The sequence below is a fragment of the Microvirga sp. HBU67558 genome (assembly GCF_018069605.1).
Taxonomy (GTDB): Bacteria; Pseudomonadota; Alphaproteobacteria; order Rhizobiales; family Beijerinckiaceae; genus Microvirga; species Microvirga terrae.
Genome location: NZ_JAGPUP010000520.1, coordinates 17,969 through 39,174, shown reverse-complemented (window position 1 = coordinate 39,174; position 21,206 = coordinate 17,969). Strand labels below are relative to the sequence as shown.

The following is a 21,206-nucleotide window of genomic DNA, read 5'->3' as shown; positions in this document are numbered from 1 at the left end:
GCGGAGACCCCGCCCCGTACATCGCTCGTCATCATGCCTTCCGCCGCACCGGACCCGACCGGTGACTAGCGAACCCGCTCCTTGCCCCAGTTCTCGTGAGCCGCCTGATCCGCCATCTTCCGCTCGGCTTGCGTCAGCCTGCGGCGGCGGCTGAAGACGGCCATGAAGATGCCGATCAGCAATGGCCCGCCGATGATCACCAAGGCCCATACCCAACCGTCGGCAATATCCCAATCCATCGATCGTCTCCCTGCGGAGGACCGCGCCCGGCGATCCCTGCTATCTCAGGGGGCTAACCGGAATGCCGAGTCGTTGTTCCCGAGCCTCCCAGCATAGGCAAAGGCCCATTCCCGCATTAGACAGACACGAAAGCCCGAGAAGCCTTCCATCAGCCGAGAACCAATGCCGATTGCCGTGACAGATCCCGACGACCCTCGCATCGAGGCCTACCGCGCCGTGCGGGAGCGTGATCTCGTCGGCCGCCAGCATCGCTTCATCGCGGAAGGGGAAGTGGTGCTGAGGCTCCTCCTGAAACAGTCGCGCTTCCGGGTCGAATCGCTCCTGCTGGCGGAGAACCGCCTGGAGAGCGTCGCCGATGCCTTGAACCAGCTTTCCCCCGACGTCCCGATCTATACGGCGAACCGAGCCGTGATGGACACCGTCGTGGGCTTTCCGATCCACAGGGGCATCCTGGCGGTCGCCCAGCGGGCTCCCCTGCCGCCGGTCGGGGACATGCTTTCGCGATTGCCGGAGACCGCGCTGGTCGTGGGCCTGATCGGTCTGACGAACCATGACAATGTCGGCGGAATCTTCCGCAATGCGGCGGCGTTCGGCGCCGCCGCGGTCCTGCTCGACCAGGGAACCTGCGATCCCCTTTACCGGAAGGCCATACGGGTGTCGGTCGGCGCCGCCCTGGTGGTTCCCTTCACGCGGGCAGCCTCAGCGGACGCCATGGTGCAGGCCCTGCAGGACGCTTCGTTCGACGTGGTCTCCCTGTCGCCCTCCGGCCGGGAGATTCTCTCGCATGTCCAGCCCTCCCGGCGGACCGCCCTGCTCCTCGGGGCCGAGGGCCCCGGCCTGCCGGCGGACCTGCTGGCCCGGACCAGAACCGTGTCCATCCCCATGAGCGGCGGATTCGACTCGCTCAATGTGGCGACGACGAGCGGAATCGCCCTGCATCATCTCTCGACAGCGGGCCGATAGGATGAAGGCGCTCGCTGACTTGTGAAAACCCGATGCCTTGTTTCCAAGCGTGACCGTTCTAGGCTTCTGGTCCCATTCCTGGAGACGCCCATGACCATCACACGCCGCACCGTTCTGGCCAGCACCGCCCTCGCCGCCGCTCCCCTCGGCGCTCCGGCCTTGGCTCAAACTCCCGCTCCGGCTCCGGCGCAGGGATCCGGCAGCCGTCAGGCGCCCGGCTTCTACCGCTACAAGGTCGGCGACATCGAGGTAACGGCCGTCAACGACGGTTCCGCGCCGCGGCCTCTCGACGGGTTCATCCGCAATGCGGAGCTCCCGACCGTCCAGCAGGCCGCCCGCGAGGCGTTTCTGCCCCAGGACACCATTCAGCTCACCTTCAACGGCCTCGTCATCAGGAACGGCGACCGGCTGACCGTGATCGACACCGGCAACGGAGACATGGGCGCTCCCACAACGGGCCGCTGGATGGAGAATTTCCGTGCGGCCGGCTTCGACCCGGCGCAGGTCAACACGGTGGTCATCAGCCACTTCCATGGCGACCACATCAACGGCCTTCGCCGCAAGGACGGCACGGCGGTGTTCCCGAACGCGGAGGTCATGGTGCCGGCCGCCGAATGGGCCTTCTGGATGGACGATGCCCGCATGAACCAAGCTCCCGAGAACGCCAGGGGCGGCTTCCAGGGCGCCCGCCGGGTGTTCGGCCCCATCGCCAGGGACGTGAAACAGTACGAGATGGACAAGGAGCTCGTGCCCGGCCTCACGAGCATCGCGGCGCCGGGACACACGCCCGGCCACACGGCCTACATGCTCTCGTCGGGTTCGGGCCGCCTGCTGATCCTGTCGGATACGGCGAACCATCCGGCGCTGTTCGTGCGAAATCCGGATTGGTCGGCCGTCTTCGACATGGATGCGGATCAGGCCCGGGCCACCCGCCGGAAGATGCTGGATCTCGCAGCCGCCGAGCGGGCGCAGGTGGCGTTCTATCATGCGCCCTTCCCGGGCACCGGCCATATCGCCAAAGAGGGCAGCGGGTTCCGCTTCGTGCCGGTGCAGTGGAGCCCGGCCGTCTAGGTCCGCGTCAGGACGTCTCGCCGATCAGCCACTCCAGGGTGGCCGCATCCGCGCCGGTCGGCTCGAGGAAGAGGACGACCGGCGTCTCGTAAGGGTGCCTCTCCTTGAGGGCCCGATGCACCTCATCCTGAAGGCCCCGGCGGGTCTTCAGGATGGCCGCCGCCTCCTGACCCTGTTCGACGCTGCCCTTCCACGCGTAGACGGACCGCATGCCCGGCAGCACGTTGATGCAGGCGATCAGCCGGTCCCGGACGAGCCGCTCGCCGATCGACAGGGCGGTGTCCATATCGGGAAAGGTCGTATAGACGAGAAGTGGGCGATCCATGCTATGCCTGTCCTCCGCATCCGATCGGACGCCACGAGGGTAACTGGGCATGGCCCGCCGATTCAACAACATCGCATTCGTCGCCAGCGCCGCCCCTGACGCCCAGAGCGCGCTGAAGACTCTGCAGGCCCGCTATGCCAATGCGATGCCCGAGGAGGCCGACGTCATCGTGGCGCTCGGCGGCGACGGCCTGATGCTGCAGAGCCTCCACCGGTTCATGGGCACGGGCAAGCCGATCTACGGCATGAACAAGGGCACGGTCGGCTTCCTGATGAACGATTATCGGGAAGAAGACCTGTTCGAGCGCCTGGAAGAAGCCGAGCGCAGCGTCGTGCACCCCCTGCTGATGGTGGCCTGGGACGTGCACGGGGTGGCCCACACGGCCCGCGCCATCAACGAAGTCTCGATGCTGCGGCAGACCTACCAGGCTGGAAAGCTGCGCGTGAGCGTCGATTCCCACGTGCGCATCCCGGAACTCATCGCCGACGGCATCCTGGTGTCGACGCCGGCCGGATCGACCGCCTACAATCTCTCGGTCGGCGGGACGATCCTGCCGCTCAATGCGCCCCTGCTGGCCCTGACTCCGATCTCCGCCTTCCGGCCCCGCCGCTGGCGCGGCGCGCTTCTGCCGGACCACGCCAAGATCCAGATCGAGGTTCTGGAATCCGAGAACCGTCCCGTCAGCGCCGTGGCCGACCACACGGAATTCCGCAATGTCTCCCACGTGCATGTCTCCATGGATCGCAGCGTCGATCTCGTCATGCTGCACGATCCCGGCCACAGCCTGGACGAACGGATCCTGCGGGAGCAATTCGGCTATTGATGACCGTGAAGGCATGGGATCCAACGTGCCATTCAAAACGATGAGGACGCCGTCATGAACGATGAGACCAGACACCCGAGGGGTGGGCTCTATTTCGAGGATTTCGCCGTTGGCACCACCATCCGGCACCGCCTGACCCGGACGGTGACGCAGATGGACAACATGCTGTTCTCCAACATGACCCTGAACCCGCAGCCGCTCCACATCGATGCGCATTTCTGCGCCACCGAGACGGAATGGGGCAAGCCGCTGATGAACTCCCTGTTCACCCTCGGGCTCCTGATCGGCATCTCGGTCAACGACACCACGGTGGGTACCACCATCGCCAATCTCGGCATGACGGACGTGACGTTCCCCGCCCCGCTATTCGAAGGCGACACCGTCAGCGCCACCACGGAGATTGTCGCCAAGCGGGAATCGAAGTCGCGTCCGGATGCCGGGATCGTCGAGTTCATCCACCGCGCCTACAAGCAGGACGGCACGCTCGTGGCCGAATGCCGGCGGCAGGCCTTCATGCGCAAGAGGAGCGCCTGATGCGCTCCCTGCTGTTCGTGCCGGGCGACAGCCTGAGGAAGCTCGAAAAAGGCATGGGGTCGGCCGCCGACGTGCTCCTCATCGACCTGGAGGATTCGGTCGCCCTGGATGCCAAGGCGGAGGCCCGCCGCATCACGGCCGCCTTTCTCGGCGAGCGGGGCCGGGACACGAACCGCCCCCGCCTGTATGTCCGCGTCAACGGGCTGACCACGGGCCTCATCGATGCGGATCTCGACGGCGTGATGCGCTCCGCCCCTGACGGCATCGTGCTGCCCAAGACGGTCGGTGGAGCGGACGTGGCGCATCTCGGCGCCAAGCTGGCGGTGCGCGAGGCGGAGTTCGGCCTGGACGACGGAGCGACCCGCATCCTGGCGATCGGCACGGAGACGGCCGCCGGCGTCTTCGCGCTGGGCACCTTCGCGGGCTCGAGCCACCGCCTGATGGGCCTGACGTGGGGCGGCGAGGACCTGTCGGCCGATCTCGGCGCCGAGACGAACCGGGCGGAGGACGGCGCCTATACCGACCCGTACCGGCTTGCCCGCTCCCTCACCCTCCTGGGCGCCGCGGCGGCAAGCGTCGACGCGATCGATTCCGTCTTCACCAACTTCCGCGACATGGCCGGCCTCGAGGCCGAGTGCCGGACGGCGCGGCGCGACGGCTTCTTGGCCAAGATGGCGATCCATCCCGCGCAAGTCCCGGTGATCAACCAGGCCTTCACCCCGTCGCCCGAGGCGATCGAGCGGGCGCAGGCGGTGATCGATGCGTTCAAGGCCAACCCGGGAGCTGGCGTCGTCGGGGTCAACGGCGAGATGCTCGACCGCCCGCACCTGCTGAGAGCCGAGCGGCTCCTCAGACGCGCCGGCCTGCTTTAGAGGCTTGATGACGGCTTTGGAATCGCCTCCGGGTCTTGAGTCGGCTCTGATGATTGGCGCGATCGTCCGAACTCCATAGGGCACTCGCGGGGTCCAGCGCCGTCTCCCGTTCCTGAAGGGGCCGCGCCTGGCAATGGTGCGTTCCGGGCGCTTTCAATAGCATCCCAAACCCTCGGCCAAGTGCGCGGAGCAGGAGCAACGATCCCTGCTCCGGCAGCTCCGCTGTGGCTGAAAAGCCCACCTGTCGACTATCGATCCGGCCGACAGGGATTTAGACGTGATATCCTATCCAAACGGATAGTTCCCGCGCCGACGTCATCCCCTTATGCGAGACGCTGTTACAACAAGCCCCTCCTGCAGGATCGGAAGTGGGCTGGACACAGGCCAATTCACGAAGCCGTGCGACCGCTGACAGCGGCTGCACTGGCGCACAGACAGGTTCGCTGGCCGGTGAACCATTGGGGGAATATGAGATGTCTCAAGCGATTATCGACGCCTTCAACAATGCCGCCGATTGGGAGGAAACTCTGGCGGCGATCAAGGCGAACAGCGACGACTTGCTCGATCAGGACCACCTCGACAAGCTGAACACTCTTCCGGATGGCGGCGGCCGCGAAAAGGCGATCGGCCTCGGCGTGTTGGAAATCAGGACCCTGTTCGGCGACTTCGCTACGATCGACGACATCAAGGCGGCCGTCGACATGCAGATCGAGGTCGAATATGCCAAGTATGAGTTCATCACGGCACTCGACGCGGCCACGACGGCAACCGAGATGACCGACGCGGTCCTCGATACCATCGAACTGGTCCATCAGCATCGCCAGGATCTGATCGCGGAATGGACCAATAGCAGTGATCCGGATGTACGCGCTCGCGCGGAGGATCTGGCGGACGACGCTTTCACCACGGTGCTGGCTGAAATCGTCAGCCACCTCGACGAGCCGGCCTATATGGCTGAACTCGGCGTCCGCATGCTTGCGCTCCGGAATGCTCAGCCAGGCGGAAAATTCTTCGGCGACGGCAAGATCATCACGGCGCTCGCGGACGCCGATGCTGAAATCGAGGCCGAACACGGTGCGACCATCACGGGCGGCAGCACCGGTTCGCTGATCGAGGATGGCGAAATACACACTGTTATGGACATTCTCTCCGTCAAGGATGAAGACTGGGGAGATGATACCTTCCAGGCTGTGAACGCCGCGGACCTTCAGAAGCAGTACGGCAAGTTCACATTCAACCACACAACAGGCCTGTGGACGTTTGCCCGCGACGATGCGGCAGCCCAGTCCCTGAAGAAGGGTGAGATCGTCGAACAGACGCTGACCGTTAAGTCACTGGACGGCACTGCGACCCAGATCATCACGGTCGCGGTCACCGGCGTGAACGATGCACCTGTTGCTTCCATCAGAGGAAACAGCGCTTCCGGCGACGAGGACAAGGCTCTCATAGGAGAACTTCCCGATGCGACGGATGTGGACGGCGACGCCATCACCTATGAGCTGGTCGCGCCGGTGGCAGGTCTGACGCTCAACGCCGACGGCACATTCCGCTACGTTCCGGCCGCCGATTTCAACGGCGACGTCACTTTCCAGTACCGAGCGGTAGATGCTTCCGGCACCAGGAGCGAGCCTCAGACGTTCACGCTGACCATCAAGCCGGTCAACGATGCACCCTCAAACATCTCTCTCTCGAACGCGAAGATCGAGGAGAACGCGGCATCTGGGAAGGACGTCGGCAAGCTGACGGTTTCGGATCCCGAAGGTGGCGCATTCACCTATGAACTGGCGGATACCGCAGGTGGACGCTTCACGGTCGATGCGAACGGCACCCTGAAGGTCGCCGATGGCCTCAAACTCGATTACGAGCAGGCCACGTCGCACACGATCAAGGTCCGCGTGAAGGACGCAGCCGGCGCGACCTTCGAAAAGTCTTTCACGGTCAACGTGATCGATGTCGCAGCCGAGAACGTGACCGGCACAGCCACGGCCGACATCCTTGCGGGCGGCGCCGGAATGGATGTGTTCAAAGGCGGAGCCGGAGACGACAAGCTCTCCGGAGGCTACGGCAACGACACGCTGTGGGGCGAGAAGGGCAAGGACGTGTTCGTCTTCGACGCGGCGCTTGGCACGTGGAGCACCGACCGCAAGGTCAATTTCGACACGATCAAGGACTACTCCGTCAACGACGACAGCATCTACCTGGACAACATCATCTTCAAGAAGCTGGGAGCGGGCACGCCGTCCAGCCCCAAGCAGCTCAGCAAGGCGTTCTTCACCATCGGCAGCAAGGCGAAGGACAAGAACGACTATGTCATCTACAACGACAAGACGGGTGTTCTGTCCTATGATGCCGACGGCTCGGGGAAGGGCAAGGCAATCGAAATCGCCCAACTCTCCAGGAAGCTGACCACGATGTCCAACAAGGACTTCTTCGTGATCTAAGCTAGATCCAACGACTAGAAGTGGCCTGCGGCCCCCGCAGGCCACTGTCTTTTGCTCGATACCAGGATATTCCCCCGGTTCAGGCGCAGCGCGCCTCACCCGGCCGGGCGGGTGATCGAGAATTGGGTCTTGGCCGCCGCATCTGCCTTGGGCTGAACGGCCCCTGAGGCGCGCCGGCCGGCTCTGAGGATGATCCTGCTACAGGACCATTCGCGCCTCGGCTCATCTCGGTCCGGGAAGCGTGAAGGACACGAGAATCACGCCGAGTAGGATCAGCCCTGAACCGAGGGCAAAGCCGACTAGCCCTTGCCTTCGACAGGCAGGCCCGCATCGATCCAGTCCTTCTTGCCCTCGATATAGATCTGCACATCCCTGTAGCCCAGCTCGGCCAAGCGCAGTGCCGCAAGATGCGAGTTCTGGCAGGTTGCGCTGGCGCAATAGACCACCACCGATGCATCCTTCCGAGGCAGCGCCGACGCAGCCAGATGGTCCACTTGATCGTGCGGCACGTTGATCGCGCCGGGAATGTGAGCGTGAGCGAAGTACTTCTCGGGCAGAGCTTCGAGCAGGATCGGCCGGTCCTTGCTGAGCAGCTTGCGGAGAAGCTCCGTGCGGGAAATGTGGTTCGTCATCGTCTGGTCCTCTGTTGGCGACGGGCCCATGCCACGTCGGCCTTCAGGGAAGATCAGCCTCCGGTTCGTGACAAACGACAAAAACAGCACAATATGTTACATCATGTCACGAATTCCGTTCGATCAAACCTTGGAGGGACGGTGACTTCGATGACTTACAAGTCGTCGCCGTGAACCGAAATTCGATGAAAGCGCGCAAACTTCCCTCCCTGACGGCCCTGCGGGCCTTCGAAGCGGCAGCCCGCCTCACGAGCTTCAGCCGGGCTGCCGAGGAATTGAACGTGACGCACAGCGCAGTCAGCCGCCAGATCCGGGAGCTCGAGCTGTTCATCGGCCGTCCGCTCTTTCACCGATCGACGCGCCGGGTCGAACTCACCGCCGCCGGCGCGCGCTACGCCGGCGTGCTGCACAAGTCCTTCGACGACATGGCGGCCGCCACCCAGGACGCCCAGGAGCGGGACCGGACGGCCCCGCTCGTCATCAGCACCATGGATTCCTTCGCCATCAAGTGGCTGATCCCCTGCCTGTCGCGCTTTCAGGACGCACATCCGGAGATCGGCGTCAGGATCCGGACGTCGGATGAACTCGCCGACTTCTGGCGCGGCGATGTGGACCTGGCGATCCGCTACGGTGCCGGCCGCTACCCGCGCTGCGTCTCGACCCTGCTGATGGACGAGGAGGTCATTGCGATCTGCAGCCCGGCCCTGGTCAGAGGCGACCATCCGCTGCATACGCCGGACGATCTCGTGCACCACAGGCTGCTCCATAACGAGCGGCACGACTGGCCCCGGTGGCTCCAGCGCACCCAGGCGACGTCCGTCGTGGTCAACGCCGGCGTCACGATGGCGCACTCACTCCTCGTGATCGAGGCTGCCATCCGGGGCGACGGGGTCGGGCTGACGCGGCACGCCCTCGTGGAGGACGATCTTCGCGCGGGGCGTCTCGTCAATCCCTTCGGGATTGGCGTCCGGGTGAACGCATCCTACTACGTCGTCACGCTCAAGGAATCCGCCACGGACCCGCGGATCAAGGCCTTCACGGCCTGGGCCAGGCGAGAGGCGGGACAGTCCCTGCGCTTCGGCCGAGACCTTGTCCGGTCGGATCGGAACTAGCCCCCCGGTCGGGTGATCGAGAACCTGGTCTCGGGCGTCGCCACGAAGTAGTCCCGGTAGCCCGATCGGGCGATCGGGCGCATGGCGGCGGTGTCGACGAGGCCGTTCACGATGTAGCGGTCGTCGATGTGGATGCCGACCACCTGGCCGATGACGAGGTAATAGGACGGATCCCCTCCCCCCAGGGGGTTGAGCGGCACCGTCTGCAGCCACCGGCATTCGAGCGCCGCCAGGGCGTCGGCCACCCGCGGCGGCTTCACCAGCCGGGAGGGCGCGGCTTTCAGCCCGGCATGGTCCATCTCGCTCTCGCCGCGCGGCAGGACCGCAGAGGTCAGGTTCATCTGCTCGCGCAGGTCATAGGTCGCCAGGTTGCAGACGAACTCGCCGGTCTCCTCGATGAAGGTGAGCGCGTCCTTCCTGCCCGCCGAGGAAAACGCCACCATGGGCGGGCGCTCGGAGACGGCGTTGAAGAACGAATAGGGCGACAGATTCACCTCCCCGCTGGCGCTCATGGCGGTGATCCAGCCGATGGGGCGGGGCGTGACGATGGCCTTGAACGGGTCGTGCGGCAGGCCGTGGGCATTGGTCGAGGTTTCGTAGAACATGTTGGAGCATTTCCCGGCGAAGGAGCCACCGGTTCGCCGCAGGGCATGCGACGAACGGAAAGCTGTCAGAACCGCGTGACGATGTCGGAGAGAGAGGGCCGGTCGCGATCGGGCGGGGTCTCCTGGGCCGTCCCGATATGGACGAAGCCGGCGATCCGCTCGTCGGGCGTCAGCCCCAGGACGTCCAGCACCCGCCGGTCGAAGGCCGCCCAGCCCGAGAGCCAGGACGCGCCATAGCCGAGAGCCGTCGCCCCGGTGAGAAGGTTCATGCAGACGGCGCCGGCCGAGAGGACCTGCTCCCAGTCGGGGATCTTCACGTGCGGGACCACCCGGGACACCACCGCGACCACGAGGGGCGCCTGCGTGAAGCGCTCCCGCTCGGCCGCGATCTGCTCGGCGCCGGCGCCGGGGTTGTCCGCCTGGAAGGCCGTCGCCAGCACGTCCCCGAGACGCCCCCTGGCCTCGCCCTGGATCAGGATGAAGCGCCAGGGGACCAGCTTGCCGTGGTCCGGCACCCGGGAGGCGACCGTCAGGAGGGCTTCGACCTCCCGGTCGCTCGGACCCGGCTCTCCCAGCCAGCGCGGAGGCACGGAGCGGCGCTGCAGGAGTCGGGAGAGGCACTCATTCATGGGATCTTCATCCGGCTCGAATAATGTGGAACAATGTAGATGGACGCCCTCGAAGGCTGCGGACCCGGCAGGCCCCGGCTTGCCATCGTGTCGCCGTCTTGCTGCGCTTGAGGAGGCGCGGGTGTCCGCGGACACGCCGCTGCACAAAAGAAACAGCAGCGGATGTATAGGGGGAGTGCGGTCAGACGCCAAGCAGGTTTCAGCCCGTGACGGAGCCGGCGGCATGCATCAGGCAGGCCGAGGCCGGGTCCAAAGGGACAATGTGAGTTGGCGCAGCGCCGCCTGAGTGCAATGCAGACATCGAACACCGGACTGGACAGTCCTCCTTACCCGACAGCCTGGACGCATCGCCAGGTCGTGCTGGCCTGTGCGCTCATTCTGGTCGCCTGGGCGCTGGCGGCCGCCATCTGGCCCCTGACGGGAACGGTCGTCCCGTGGGATTCCAAGAACCAGTTCTACCCGACCCTGCGCTACCTGGGCAGCGCCCTTGCTCATGGGGAACTACCCCTGTGGAACCCCTACCATTTCGGCGGGCACCCGTCGGCGGCCGACCCTCAGTCCCTCCTCTTCACGCCCACCATGCTGCTGTTCGGATGGCTCGTCCCCGAACCGTCCATGGAGCTCTTCGACGGAGTCGTGTTCGCGCATTTCCTTCCCGGGGCGCTGGCCTTCGTGCCCCTGTTTCGCCGGAGAGGATGGCATCCGGCCGGAGCCGTGGCGGCGGCTCTCGTGTTCATGCTCGGCGGCTCCGCGACGGCGCGGCTCCAGCATACGGGGATGATCTTCAGCTACGGCTTCTTCCCTGTCGCCTTCTGGCTGCTTGAGGAAGCCCTCGATCGCCGCTCCTACCGCTACGGTCTCCTGTTCGCCCTGAGCGCCGCCATGATGGTCATCGGACGCGACCAGGTCGCGTTCCTCTGCGCCCTGACCCTCGTCGGTCTGGCCGCGCAACGGGTCTGGGTCGCGCCGCAATCCTTCGCCTATCTCAGGTCGCGTCTGGGGCTCCTCGTCTTCATGGGTCTGGTCGGCGGGTCGCTTCTTGCCGTGCCGGTCGTGCTGACGATGCAGTTCCTCGCAACGTCGACGCGCCCGTCCTTCGGCTTTGGGGTCGCGGCCATGGGGTCGCTGCCCCCCGAAAGCCTCGCGACGATCCTGTTCGGCAACGTCTTCGGGTCCCTGCGCTGGACCTACGATTACTGGGGACCGGACTGGCACAGCCTGTCCGAGGGCACCTGGACAGACCGCGCCACCAACTACCTGTTCATCGGCACGATCCCGGCGCTCCTCCTCCTGTGGCACGGCATCGCGGGCGGGCGCCTGTTCGCGCGCGAGTTCCGCTTCTTCCTGATCGTCGGCCTCGCGGCCCTGCTCTATGCCCTCGGGCGCTATACGCCGGGCTTCGAGGTCATCTTCGACCACATGCCGGGCGTGAACCTCTACCGCAGGCCGGCGGATGCCACCTTCCTCATCAACATCGCCCTGGCTTTCGCGGCCGGCTATCTCGTCCACCGCTATGCGACGGATGGTCTCCCGCGCTGGAACCGGGCGACGCTCGGACGGCTCTGGGCCGTCCTGCCGCTCCTGGCTCTCGGGCTCCTCATCGCGGCGGTCGCCAGCGCCCTCGCCTTCGCCATCAAGGGAGGTCATGTCTCCCCGGCGCTCGCCGAGATCGGTGCAAGCCTCGCCGTTGCCGCCTTGGCGGTTGTTGTGATCACCAGGGCGAGCGGCTCCGCGGCCGCGCGCGGCGCCATGGCTCTCGTGCTGGTGACCCTGACGGGCGCGGAGCTCATCGGCCGCCATGCGGCCTCGGCCCTGAATGCGGAGCCGGCCGAGCGCTACACGGTGTTCACGAAGCTGCCGCCCGAGCAGCTGCAGGGCCTGCAGATCCTCAAGCGGGAACTCGCCGAGCGCCATGCGCAGGGTGAATATCCGCGCGTTGAGATCCTCGGCCTGAAGGGGGCCTGGCAGAACGCCTCCATGGTTCTCGGGATCGAGGACATCATCGGGTACAACCCCCTGCGGCTGGCCGATTACGAGCGGGCCATCGGTCCTGGCGAGAATGCGGAGGATCCCAATCTGCGCCGGTTCCCGACGAGCTTCCGCGGCTACAAGTGCCAGCTCGCGAGCCTGCTCGGGCTCGACTACATCGTGCTCGACCGACCGGTGGAGAAGCTCCCGCGCCATTTCCCGCGCCTGACCGGGGCGGAGGTCGTGTATGGAACCGGCCGGATGTGGATCTACCGGCTCAACACCTCCGTGCCCCGCGCCTACGTGGCGCATCATGTGGCGCCCGTGGATTCGGAAGCCGTGCTGGGCCAGGAGGAATTGCCGGAGTTCAACCGGGAGACCGAAGCCCTCGTCGACGAGGAGAGCATGTCCCTGCTCAAGGGCTCCTACACGCCGGCAGGTGCCACCCGGGACAAGGCCAGGGCGGAGGCACGCATCGTCGATTACCAGCGAAACTCGGTCACGCTCGATGTCGAGAGCGGCGAGAGCGGCATCCTGGTGCTGCACGACATCCATTATCCCGGCTGGGAGGCGTGGGTCGATGGCGAGCGCCGGCCGATCCTGCGCGCCAACCTCCTGTTCCGGGGCGTGGAGATCGGCCCCGGGCGGCACCGGGTCGAGTTCCACTTCCGGCCCATGTCGATCGAAAATCTGGTTGCCGCAGCGGCCGATCTGGTCAAAAGCGACGAGGCGCCGATCCGGACGGCAATTGCCGCGCCGCTCGAATGAGAGCCTTTTTCCATCGATGACATTGTTCGTGAAACAGCCCTTTTGGACTCTCGGCCTGCTCGGCCTCGTGGCAGCCGGCCCCTCGTCGGCTCAGGCGCCGTCGGTGCCGTCCATGTCCCAGAGCCTGCCGGCCATATCCGTCGGGCAGGTTACGCTCAATGCCGGCGCGACCTTTGCCGGCAGCAACGAGCCGATCCGCTCGGGCCTCGTCTGGCGGATTTTCGAGGATCGCGGCGACGCGTCCCAGCCCAACATCGTCGCCCGCTCCACGAGCCCGATGCCGAGCTTCACCCTGTCGCCAGGCAACTACATCATCCACGTGGCCTACGGCTTCGCGAGCGCGTCGAAGCGCATCAGCGTGCAGCGGGGCAACCTCAACGAACGGCTCGCCATCAATGCCGGCGCGCTCCAGCTCAAGGGCGCGGTGAGCGGCAATCCCATCGCGCCAAACCGGGTCACCTTCTCGGTCTACGTGCCGGAGGCGCAGAACTCCGAAGGCCGCCTCGTGATCGCCGACGCCAAGGCGAACGACATGATCCGCCTGCCCGAGGGCACCTACCACGTGGTCTCCACCTATGGCGACGCCAACGCCATCATGCGCAGCGACCTGAAGGTAGAATCCGGGCGCGTCACCGAGGCGACCCTCAATCACCGGGCCGCCACGGTCACCTTGAAGCTCGTCGGTTCGGCCGGCGGCGAGGCCTTCGCCGGAACGGCCTTCAGTGTGCTCACCCCCGGCGGCGACGTGATCCGCGAAGCCATCGGGGCATTTCCGTCGGTCACCCTGGCGGAGGGCGAGTACGTTCTGATCGCGCGCCACGAGGGCAAGGTCTATACCCGCGAGTTCAAGATCGAGAGCGGGCTCGACCGGGACATCGAGATCATCGCCACTCCCTGACCCCGCTGAACCTTTCCGCCCTGGCGGCATTGACCGATGGCTAGCGCATCGTGCGGAAAAGTGGATCCGGTTTTCGCTGACGCGGCCCTTCGGGTCCGCTCCGGACGATGCGCTGCTTGAAATTGAAGCATCGAATTCATCCCAAAAGTGGATTCCACTTTTGGGTCCAATGCTTTGTCACCGGTCGCGCCGCTCATGAGCCTGAACTCCCAAGGCGTGACCTTGCTGGAGAGGAAGCTCATGAAGATCGCAGAGATCATGACCCGCAACGTGCGCGTGGTGAGTCCCGACCGGACCATCCAGGAAGCGGCCCGGCTCATGGACGAGATGAATGTCGGCGTGCTGCCCGTCTGCGACGGACGCCGCCTGCGCGGCATGGTGACGGACCGGGACATCACCGTCCGGGCGACGGCTGCAGGCCTTCCCCCGGACACGACCCGCGTACGGGACATCATGTCCGACAATGTGTGGTGGTGCTTCGACGACGACGACGTCGGCCACATCGTCGAGCTGATGAGCGACCATCAGATCCGCCGTCTTCCGGTGGTCGATCACGACAAGCATCTCGTCGGGATCGTGGCGCTGGGCGATCTCGCGACCGATCGGGAGAGCGATGCCTCCCGCGCGCTGCACCGCATCTCCACCCCGTCGGAGCCCGACCGCTCGGGAACGCCGACATCGTCGCGGGCGGACCAGACTCGCGGCGGCGGTCAGGCGCGCCTGACGGGCGACGAGCGGCGTGAGCTCGACCGGCGCCTGAGAAGCGATGATGACGACTGGCGCCACCGCCCGCACGATTATCACGACGACCGTCGCGGCCGGGACGACCGCTCCCAGAACGCGGGCCGCGGTCAGTTCCGCTTCCGCGAAGAAGACGACGTGCGCGCGGCCTTCGGGAGCTTCGGCTATCCCGGTGAGGAGAACGCCCGCAACGCCCGCATGCGCGGCGGCTTCGGCGGCGACGGTTACCAGAGCTACGGCGACGAATATGCAGGCCGCGGCTCGGCCGGACGAGGCTACCATCCCAAGCGCTTCGGCGCCTCCACCATCACGGGCGAGCGCGCCCGTCCCGGCGACGACAGCAGCGAGGATGATCGCCGCATGCAGGATCGGGAGCGCACCTGGAGCCTCGTGAACGAGCGCCGCGATCACTCTAATTACGGCATGGGTCCGGGCAACACCCGCTTCGGCAACGACGCGACGGCGAGCCGCGGCGAGGTGCGCCGGGGCGAGCATCAGGGCCGCGGCCCGAAGGGCTACCAGCGCTCGGACGAGCGTATCCGGGAAGACATCAACGAGCGCCTGACCGACGATGCCACCATTGACGCGTCCGAGATCGAGGTGCAGGTCCAGAACCGCGAGGTCACCCTCACGGGTACGGTCCGCGACCGCAACGAGAAGCGGCGGGCGGAGGATCTCGCCGAATCCGTGTCGGGCGTCAGCCACGTGCAGAACAACCTGCGCGTCGGCCAGCGCCAGGGATCCCATGCCACCGGAACGGAAGCCGGCGACGCGGGCGCGGCCACGGGCAATCCGGGCGTGGGCACCGCCGGACCGACGGCCGGCACGGCGGCCGGCGGACGCGCCACGGGCCGACAGCGGCAGACGACGTGACCTGCCCGGGATCCACGCGGTCATCACCGGCCTCGTGCCGATGATGCCGATCCGAAAGGCGCCGCGCTCCAATCGATCGGGATGGCCGGGACGAGCCCGGCCATGACGGCGGGAGTGTCAGTCCCGGGCCGGACTCTCGGAACAAGGTTGAGCAAATGAAAAGGCGGCGTCTCCTGTCGGAAGCGCCGCCTTTTCCATGAATGCGATGGGTCTTAAGCGATCGTCCGCTCAACCACGTGGTGCCCGTCGAGGGTCACGTGCCCTTCAGGCTCCGTGACGGCTTCGGCCGCTTGCCGGCGGTCCGGCGTGACCGCTTCGGCGGCGAGAACCTTCAAGGCCTCGTCGAGGGTCATGGTCTGCTGGTTCGGGCTTCCCAGGCGGCGGATCGAGACCGTGCGCTCGGCCGCTTCCTTGCGGCCGACCACGAGAAGCACCGGCACCTTCACGAGCGAGTGCTCGCGGACCTTGTAGTTGATCTTCTCGTTGCGCAGGTCCGGCTCGACGCGAAGGCCTGCGGCCTCGGCGGCGCGCACCACCTCCATGGCGTATTCGTCGCCCTCGGACGTGATGGTGGCGACCACCGCCTGCACCGGCGCGAGCCAGAGCGGGAAGTGACCCGCGTAGCTCTCGATCAGGATTCCGAGGAACCGTTCGAGGGAGCCGCAGATCGCCCGGTGCACCATCACGGGCTGCTTCTTCTCGCCGTCCGGAGCGATGTAGAAGGCGCCGAACCGCTCGGGCAGGTTGAAGTCCACCTGCGTGGTTCCGCACTGCCAGTCGCGCCCGATGGCGTCCCTCAGGGTGTACTCGAACTTCGGGCCGTAGAACGTTCCCTCGCCCTCGTTGACGCCGGTCTTGATGCGACCGCCGGACTCCGCCGCCATCCGGTCGAGGACACGCCGCAGGATGCCCTCGGCGTGATCCCACATGGCATCGGTGCCGACGCGCTTCTCGGGCCGGGTGGCCAGCTTCACCACCACTTCCTCGAAGCCGAAGTCCCGATAGACCGACAGCATGAGGTCGTTGATCTTGAGGCATTCCGCCTCGAGCTGCTCCTCGGTGCAGAAGATGTGGGCGTCGTCCTGGGTGAAGCCGCGCACGCGCATCAGCCCGTGCAGGGCGCCGGACGCCTCGTAGCGGTGAACGGCGCCGAACTCCGCGAGCCGCACGGGCAGGTCGCGGTACGACTTGAGGCCGTGCTTGAAGATCTGGACATGGCCCGGGCAGTTCATGGGCTTGAGCGCGAAGACGCGCTGATCAGCCTCCGGATCGTTCGGCCGCAGGAAGGCCGAGGCCGACTTCACGGCGAACATGTTGTCCGAGTACCAGCCCCAGTGGCCGGAGGTCTCCCACAGGGACTTGTCCAGGATCTGCGGCGCGTTCACCTCCTTGTAGGTGCCCTTCAGGCGGCGGCGCATGTAGGAGATCAGCTCCTGGAACACCGTCCAGCCCTTCGGGTGCCAGAACACGACGCCCGGCCCCTCCTCCTGGAAGTGGAACAGGTCCATCTCGCGGCCCAGACGGCGGTGGTCGCGCTTCTCGGCTTCCTCGAGCTGGCGGATATAGGCGTCGAGATCCTCCTGGTTCGCCCAGGCGGTCGCGTAGATGCGGGTGAGCATGGCGTTGTTCGAGTCGCCGCGCCAATAGGCGCCCGCCACCTTCATGAGCTTGAAGGCGTTGCCGATCTTGCCCGTCGAGGTCATGTGCGGGCCGCGGCACAGGTCGAACCAGTCGCCCTGCGCGTAGATCTTGAGATCCTGGCCTTCCGGGATCGCGTCGATGAGCTCGATCTTGTAGGCCTCGCCCTTCTCCCTGAACACCTGCCGGGCCTTGTCGCGGCTCCAGACCTCCTTGGTGAAGGGTTTGTCGCGCGCGATGATCTCGCGCATCTTCGCCTCGATGGCCGGGAAGTCCTCGGGCGTGAAGGGCTCGTTGCGGGCGAAATCGTAATAGAAGCCGTTCTCGATCACCGGCCCGATGGTGACCTGCGTGCCGGGAAACAGCTCCTGCACCGCCTCGGCGAGCACGTGCGCGGCGTCGTGCCGGATCAGCTCCAGGGCGCGGGGATCCTCGCGATTCAGAAATTCGATCTTGGCATCCCGGGTGATCGGATCGGAGAGATCGGCGACCGTGCCCTCGAGCGCCATGGCGACGGTGCGCTTGGCGAGCGACTTGGCGATGCCTTCCACGATCTCACGGCCGGTGATGCCGGATTCGTACTGGCGCTGGGCGCCATCGGGGAATGTCAGGGTAATCATCGAATGGTTCTCCTGGCTCACTCCTGCCAACGGAGCAGGTAAGCGGGGCCGACGGGGCGTTGAGAGGGACGCGAGCTCAGCCGCCGTCAGGTTCGACTGAATCGCAGGTGATCGCCGGGGCGGTTTCCGGCGCGTTGACGCCCCGCCAGCGGCCATAGGCCCAGGGCTTATACCAGGCCGCGCCGTCGGGCAATGTTTCGGGCACTAGGTCGATGCCGTGGGTGCCGAACGGGCCGCAACGGCAGATTCGGGCGAGTCCCATCCAGCCGCCCGGCCAGAAGCCGTGCAGCTGGATCGCCTCATCGGTGTATTCCGAGCATGATGGCAAGTGACGGCACTGGCGACCGATCAGGCCGGAGAGCGTGAGCTGGTAGCCCCGGATCGCCACGTGGGCGGCCCGGCGGGGGAAGCGCTTCGCTGCTCGCTCAGGAACCCTGTTTCCCACGCCCATTGCTCTATCCAGCTTCATTTGACGTAATGTTGTTACACGATTCCAGTGGGGTGACTCTACGGCATACATGCGCAAGTACAACCTGAGATTTGATCGTTATATCGTGCGATCCTTCAAAGACTCAACCACCGCTTAGTGGCATCTATATAACGTGTGAAAGATACTTAATTTCGTTGCCCTTCCTTCTGCTTGAGCCGCCGGGCATCCTTCGGAGCACGAATAATGACTGTTAAAATCAGGAAATTCATCTGGGATATTACCTATAACTGCCCGCTCAGGTGCGGACATTGCTATTCGGAATCCGGGCGCCGGCCGGCCCGCACGCTGGACCGGGCCGCCGCCATGCGGGTCGTCGACGTGATGCTCGGCGCCCAGGCCGAGAACGTGATGTTCAGCGGCGGCGAACCGATGTCCGTCCCCTGGGCGGTCGAGGCCATGAAGCGCCTTCATGACGCCGGTGTCGAGGTGACCCTGTTCACGACAGGCTGGTCGATGAAGGAGAGGTCCGCTGCCGCGCTGGCCGATTCGGTCTCGGGCGTCGCCGTGAGCGTCGACGGCGCCGACGCGGCGATCCACGATGCCGTCCGCGGGCGCGCCGGCGCCTTCGAGCGCGGCATGAAAGCGCTGGATATCCTGCACCGGGTCAAGGATGAACGCAGGGCCGCCGGACGGACATGCTACACGCTGGGAATCGACTATACCCTCACCCGCCCGGGCGCCGAGGAGGCGGACCTGGAGCGCTTCGTCGATGCGGCCGTCGAGCGCTTCCCGAGGCTCGACTTCATCCGCTTCGGCGCCGTCATCCCCTCCGGTCTGGCGGCCGAGCGGGCCTTCGAGACCACCGGGCTCCTCACCATCGATGAGCTGGTCGACATGATCGATGTCGGTCGGCGCTTTGCCGCCCGACACGACGGCGGCCCCCGCATCTCGGTGACCGACGTCCGGTATTTCCTGCCCAGTCCCGGGTCGAGTCTCGTCGACCTGGATATCCTGCAGATCGAGCCCGATGGCGGTCTCCGGGCCTTCCCGATCTACGAGGCGAAGATCGGCAACGTCCTTCACGAGCCGCTGGAGGTCCTCTGGCCGCGGGCGCAGGCCTGGCGCTCCGATCCCTTCGTGGCCGAGCAGATGGGAAAGGTCAGGACCATGGCCGACTGGGCCGACACGACCCGGACCCTGGACCGGCGCTACGGCTCCGAGGATGACCGCGCCCGAATCGCGCGGCGCGGCTTGGCGATGGCGGTGCCCGCCTAGACCGGAGAATCGGGCCCGGACGCAGCTCCGCATCCGGGCTCGACCCTTTAGGCATTTATCCAACGCGTTCGACGCGTCGGGCCTCGATCTGGTCGAGCGCGTCGACGACCGCATCGAAGGTGAGCAGGATCGAGGCGTGGCGAGCCTTGTAATCCCTCAACGGCTCCAACACCTTGAGGTCCTCCCACTTGCCCTGAGGCGCCTCCCCGCCGGCCTTGAGCAGACGACTTGCCGCATCGCGCACCCCGCGAAGCTCATCTATGGTCGCGCCGATTATATTCCGCCCCATGATGGACGACGAGGCCTGCCCAAGAGCGCAAGCCTTCACTTCATGGGCGAAAGCCGTCACGACGTTGTCTTCAAGCTTCACATATACAGTTACGGTCGAGCCGCAGAGCCTGGAATGCGCGGTCGCGGACGCATCGGGTTCGGGCAGCCGCCCCAGATGGGGAATGTCGGCCGCGAGCTCGAGAATGCGCCGGCTGTAGATGTCGTTCAGCATGACGGCCACGAGATGACGGTTGGGAATGTGCTCATATACCTATATAAGCCCTGTGAATGAGTTCTGCGACAGCGGTTGCCGCAGGGCTGTCTAGAAAGAGAATAGAAACCGCTGGGCGCGAAGCTGCCTCGGTTCGAAAGTTGAAGAAAGAGGCTCCACGTGAGTGATGTGGTCAAGTCCCTGTCCACGCGTCTGAGTACAGCCGTCGACAAGTCCGGTGTCCCGTCGCGGGAAGAAGCCGAAGCGGCCGTCCGCACCCTGCTCCGCTGGGCCGGCGACGATCCGACCCGCGAGGGTCTGCAGGATACCCCGAAGCGCGTGGTGAAGGCGTTCAAGGAATTCTACTCCGGCTACGGGGAGGACCCGTCCGAGATCCTCGACAAGATCTTCGCCGAGGTCGAAGGCTATGACGACATCGTGCTCGTACGCGACATCCCCTTCTACTCCCATTGCGAGCACCACATGGTGCCGTTCTTCGGCGTGGCGCATGTGGCCTATTATCCCACCAAGGGGGTCGTCGGCCTGTCGAAGCTCGCCCGCCTGGTCGACGCCTATGCGCGCCGGCTGCAGACGCAGGAGGCCATGACGGCTCAGATCGCCAGGGCCATGGTGGATGCGCTCGAGCCCCGCGGCGTCGCGGTCATGATCGAGGCCGAGCACATGTGCATGTCCATGCGCGGCATCCAGAAGGCGGGTGCCCTGACGCTGACCACCCAGTTCACCGGCGTCTTCAAGGAGGACCCGGCCGAGCAGGTGCGCTTCCTGACCCTCGTTCGCGGCGGCCGGGGCTGAGGTCTCCCATGAGCACGTCGCCGGCTGGCCTCTTTCCCGTTCCCGGCTCCAAGGCGGAGCTCGAGGAGGGAACCGTCCTGTCGCCCCGCTTCGGGCCCGAGGGGCTGATCACCTGCGTCACGACGGATGCGGCCACCGGCGAGATCCTGATGGTCGCCCACATGAACGCCGCAGCTCTCGCCAAGACGATCGAGACCGGCGAGGCCTGGTACTGGTCCCGCTCGCGGGGCGAGCTCTGGCACAAGGGGGCGACGAGCGGTCAGATCCAGACCGTCAAGGAGATGCGGGTCGACTGCGATCAGGACGCCCTGCTCCTGAAGGTGCAGGTGGCGGGCGACGGCGGCTGCTGCCATACGGGACGCCGCTCCTGCTTCTACCGGAGGATCGAGACCTCCGGCGACGAGCCCCGCCTCGTGATCGATTGAGACGACAGCCCTCCCAAAAATCGAGGGCT

The 21,206-nt window shown here is 65.8% G+C and carries 21 protein-coding genes; 13 read left to right on the top strand and 8 right to left on the bottom strand.

What is annotated here, in order from left to right; genetic code table 11:
• Positions 1–65 precede the first annotated feature (65 nt).
• A complete protein-coding gene (locus KBI52_RS15625) occupies positions 66–239 on the bottom strand; it encodes a hypothetical protein (RefSeq protein WP_173947585.1) in 174 nt (57 codons plus the stop codon).
• A 163-nt stretch (positions 240–402) separates the two neighbouring features.
• Between KBI52_RS15625 and KBI52_RS15620 the strand changes: the two genes are divergently transcribed.
• Both KBI52_RS15620 and KBI52_RS15615 read left to right on the top strand, forming a co-directional pair.
• Entirely contained in the window at positions 403–1,203 is an 801-nt protein-coding gene (locus KBI52_RS15620; RefSeq protein ID WP_210808588.1) for an RNA methyltransferase, read from the top strand.
• A 90-nt stretch (positions 1,204–1,293) separates the two neighbouring features.
• Positions 1,294–2,274, top strand: coding sequence for an MBL fold metallo-hydrolase (locus KBI52_RS15615; RefSeq protein WP_173947587.1), 981 nt, complete (start codon positions 1,294–1,296; stop codon positions 2,272–2,274).
• Positions 2,275–2,281: 7 nt separating this feature from the next.
• On the opposite strand, the gene cutA is transcribed toward KBI52_RS15615, so the two are convergent.
• Positions 2,282–2,599 (bottom strand): divalent-cation tolerance protein CutA, encoded by a 318-nt coding sequence (gene cutA, locus KBI52_RS15610; RefSeq protein ID WP_210808585.1) that lies wholly within the window; start codon positions 2,597–2,599, stop codon positions 2,282–2,284.
• A 49-nt stretch (positions 2,600–2,648) separates the two neighbouring features.
• Here cutA and KBI52_RS15605 point away from each other — a divergent pair, with 49 nt between their 5' ends.
• The 4 genes from KBI52_RS15605 (at position 2,649) to KBI52_RS33675 (ending at position 7,269) form a co-directional block, all read left to right on the top strand.
• Positions 2,649–3,422 (top strand): NAD kinase, encoded by a 774-nt coding sequence (locus KBI52_RS15605; RefSeq protein WP_210808583.1) that lies wholly within the window; start codon positions 2,649–2,651, stop codon positions 3,420–3,422.
• A 54-nt stretch (positions 3,423–3,476) separates the two neighbouring features.
• Positions 3,477–3,956, top strand: coding sequence for a MaoC family dehydratase (locus KBI52_RS15600; RefSeq protein ID WP_173947590.1), 480 nt, complete (start codon positions 3,477–3,479; stop codon positions 3,954–3,956).
• The gene (locus KBI52_RS15595) at positions 3,956–4,828 is read left to right on the top strand and encodes a CoA ester lyase (protein WP_210808582.1); all 873 of its coding nucleotides are present in this window, start codon (positions 3,956–3,958) and stop codon (positions 4,826–4,828) included. Before KBI52_RS15600 ends, KBI52_RS15595 begins: the two co-directional genes overlap by 1 nt.
• 473 nt (positions 4,829–5,301) lie before the next feature.
• Positions 5,302–7,269 (top strand): VCBS domain-containing protein, encoded by a 1,968-nt coding sequence (locus tag KBI52_RS33675; protein WP_210808580.1) that lies wholly within the window; start codon positions 5,302–5,304, stop codon positions 7,267–7,269.
• Positions 7,270–7,568: 299 nt separating this feature from the next.
• Here KBI52_RS33675 and KBI52_RS15585 read toward each other — a convergent pair whose 3' ends face one another.
• Entirely contained in the window at positions 7,569–7,901 is a 333-nt protein-coding gene (locus KBI52_RS15585; protein ID WP_173947593.1) for a rhodanese-like domain-containing protein, read from the bottom strand.
• Positions 7,902–8,086: 185 nt separating this feature from the next.
• On the opposite strand from KBI52_RS15585, the gene gcvA reads away from it, so the two are divergent.
• Positions 8,087–9,013: a transcriptional regulator GcvA gene (gene gcvA, locus KBI52_RS15580; RefSeq protein WP_210808578.1), complete on the top strand. Its 927-nt coding sequence runs from the start codon at positions 8,087–8,089 to the stop codon at positions 9,011–9,013.
• Here gcvA and KBI52_RS15575 read toward each other — a convergent pair.
• Positions 9,010–9,618, bottom strand: a complete 609-nt coding sequence (locus KBI52_RS15575; protein WP_173947595.1) for a flavin reductase family protein — start codon at positions 9,616–9,618, stop codon at positions 9,010–9,012. The two genes, gcvA and KBI52_RS15575, sit on opposite strands and share 4 nt — an antisense overlap.
• 65 nt (positions 9,619–9,683) lie before the next feature.
• Complete coding sequence (locus KBI52_RS15570; RefSeq protein WP_173947596.1) at positions 9,684–10,247, bottom strand: nitroreductase; 564 nt, start codon at positions 10,245–10,247, stop codon at positions 9,684–9,686.
• A 291-nt stretch (positions 10,248–10,538) separates the two neighbouring features.
• On the opposite strand from KBI52_RS15570, the gene KBI52_RS15565 reads away from it, so the two are divergent.
• From KBI52_RS15565 to KBI52_RS32970, 3 genes are all read left to right on the top strand, one after another.
• The gene (locus tag KBI52_RS15565; protein WP_173947597.1) at positions 10,539–12,983 is read left to right on the top strand and encodes a YfhO family protein; all 2,445 of its coding nucleotides are present in this window, start codon (positions 10,539–10,541) and stop codon (positions 12,981–12,983) included.
• Positions 12,984–12,999: 16 nt separating this feature from the next.
• On the top strand, positions 13,000–13,881 hold the full coding sequence (locus tag KBI52_RS15560; RefSeq protein ID WP_173947598.1) for a hypothetical protein: 882 nt from the start codon (positions 13,000–13,002) through the stop codon (positions 13,879–13,881).
• 240 nt (positions 13,882–14,121) lie between these two features.
• A complete protein-coding gene (locus tag KBI52_RS32970) occupies positions 14,122–15,495 on the top strand; it encodes a CBS domain-containing protein (RefSeq protein WP_247654417.1) in 1,374 nt (457 codons plus the stop codon).
• A 212-nt stretch (positions 15,496–15,707) separates the two neighbouring features.
• On the opposite strand, the gene thrS is transcribed toward KBI52_RS32970, so the two are convergent.
• Positions 15,708–17,753 carry a threonine--tRNA ligase gene (gene thrS, locus KBI52_RS15545; RefSeq protein ID WP_210808576.1) on the bottom strand — a complete coding sequence of 682 codons (2,046 nt, stop codon included), beginning with the start codon at positions 17,751–17,753 and terminating at the stop codon, positions 15,708–15,710.
• Positions 17,754–17,829: 76 nt separating this feature from the next.
• On the bottom strand, positions 17,830–18,204 hold the full coding sequence (yidD, locus tag KBI52_RS15540) for a membrane protein insertion efficiency factor YidD (protein ID WP_173947600.1): 375 nt from the start codon (positions 18,202–18,204) through the stop codon (positions 17,830–17,832).
• A 222-nt stretch (positions 18,205–18,426) separates the two neighbouring features.
• Here yidD and KBI52_RS15535 point away from each other — a divergent pair, with 222 nt between their 5' ends.
• The gene (locus KBI52_RS15535) at positions 18,427–19,458 is read left to right on the top strand and encodes a radical SAM protein (protein WP_210808574.1); all 1,032 of its coding nucleotides are present in this window, start codon (positions 18,427–18,429) and stop codon (positions 19,456–19,458) included.
• Positions 19,459–19,513: 55 nt separating this feature from the next.
• On the opposite strand, the gene KBI52_RS15530 is transcribed toward KBI52_RS15535, so the two are convergent.
• Positions 19,514–19,960, bottom strand: a complete 447-nt coding sequence (locus KBI52_RS15530; RefSeq protein WP_173947602.1) for an iron-sulfur cluster assembly scaffold protein — start codon at positions 19,958–19,960, stop codon at positions 19,514–19,516.
• Between the two features lie 159 nt (positions 19,961–20,119).
• Between KBI52_RS15530 and folE the strand changes: the two genes are divergently transcribed.
• Both folE and hisI read left to right on the top strand, forming a co-directional pair.
• Positions 20,120–20,752: a GTP cyclohydrolase I FolE gene (folE, locus tag KBI52_RS15525; protein ID WP_210808572.1), complete on the top strand. Its 633-nt coding sequence runs from the start codon at positions 20,120–20,122 to the stop codon at positions 20,750–20,752.
• An 8-nt stretch (positions 20,753–20,760) separates the two neighbouring features.
• Positions 20,761–21,177 carry a phosphoribosyl-AMP cyclohydrolase gene (gene hisI / locus KBI52_RS15520; RefSeq protein ID WP_173947604.1) on the top strand — a complete coding sequence of 139 codons (417 nt, stop codon included), beginning with the start codon at positions 20,761–20,763 and terminating at the stop codon, positions 21,175–21,177.
• Positions 21,178–21,206 lie beyond the last annotated feature (29 nt).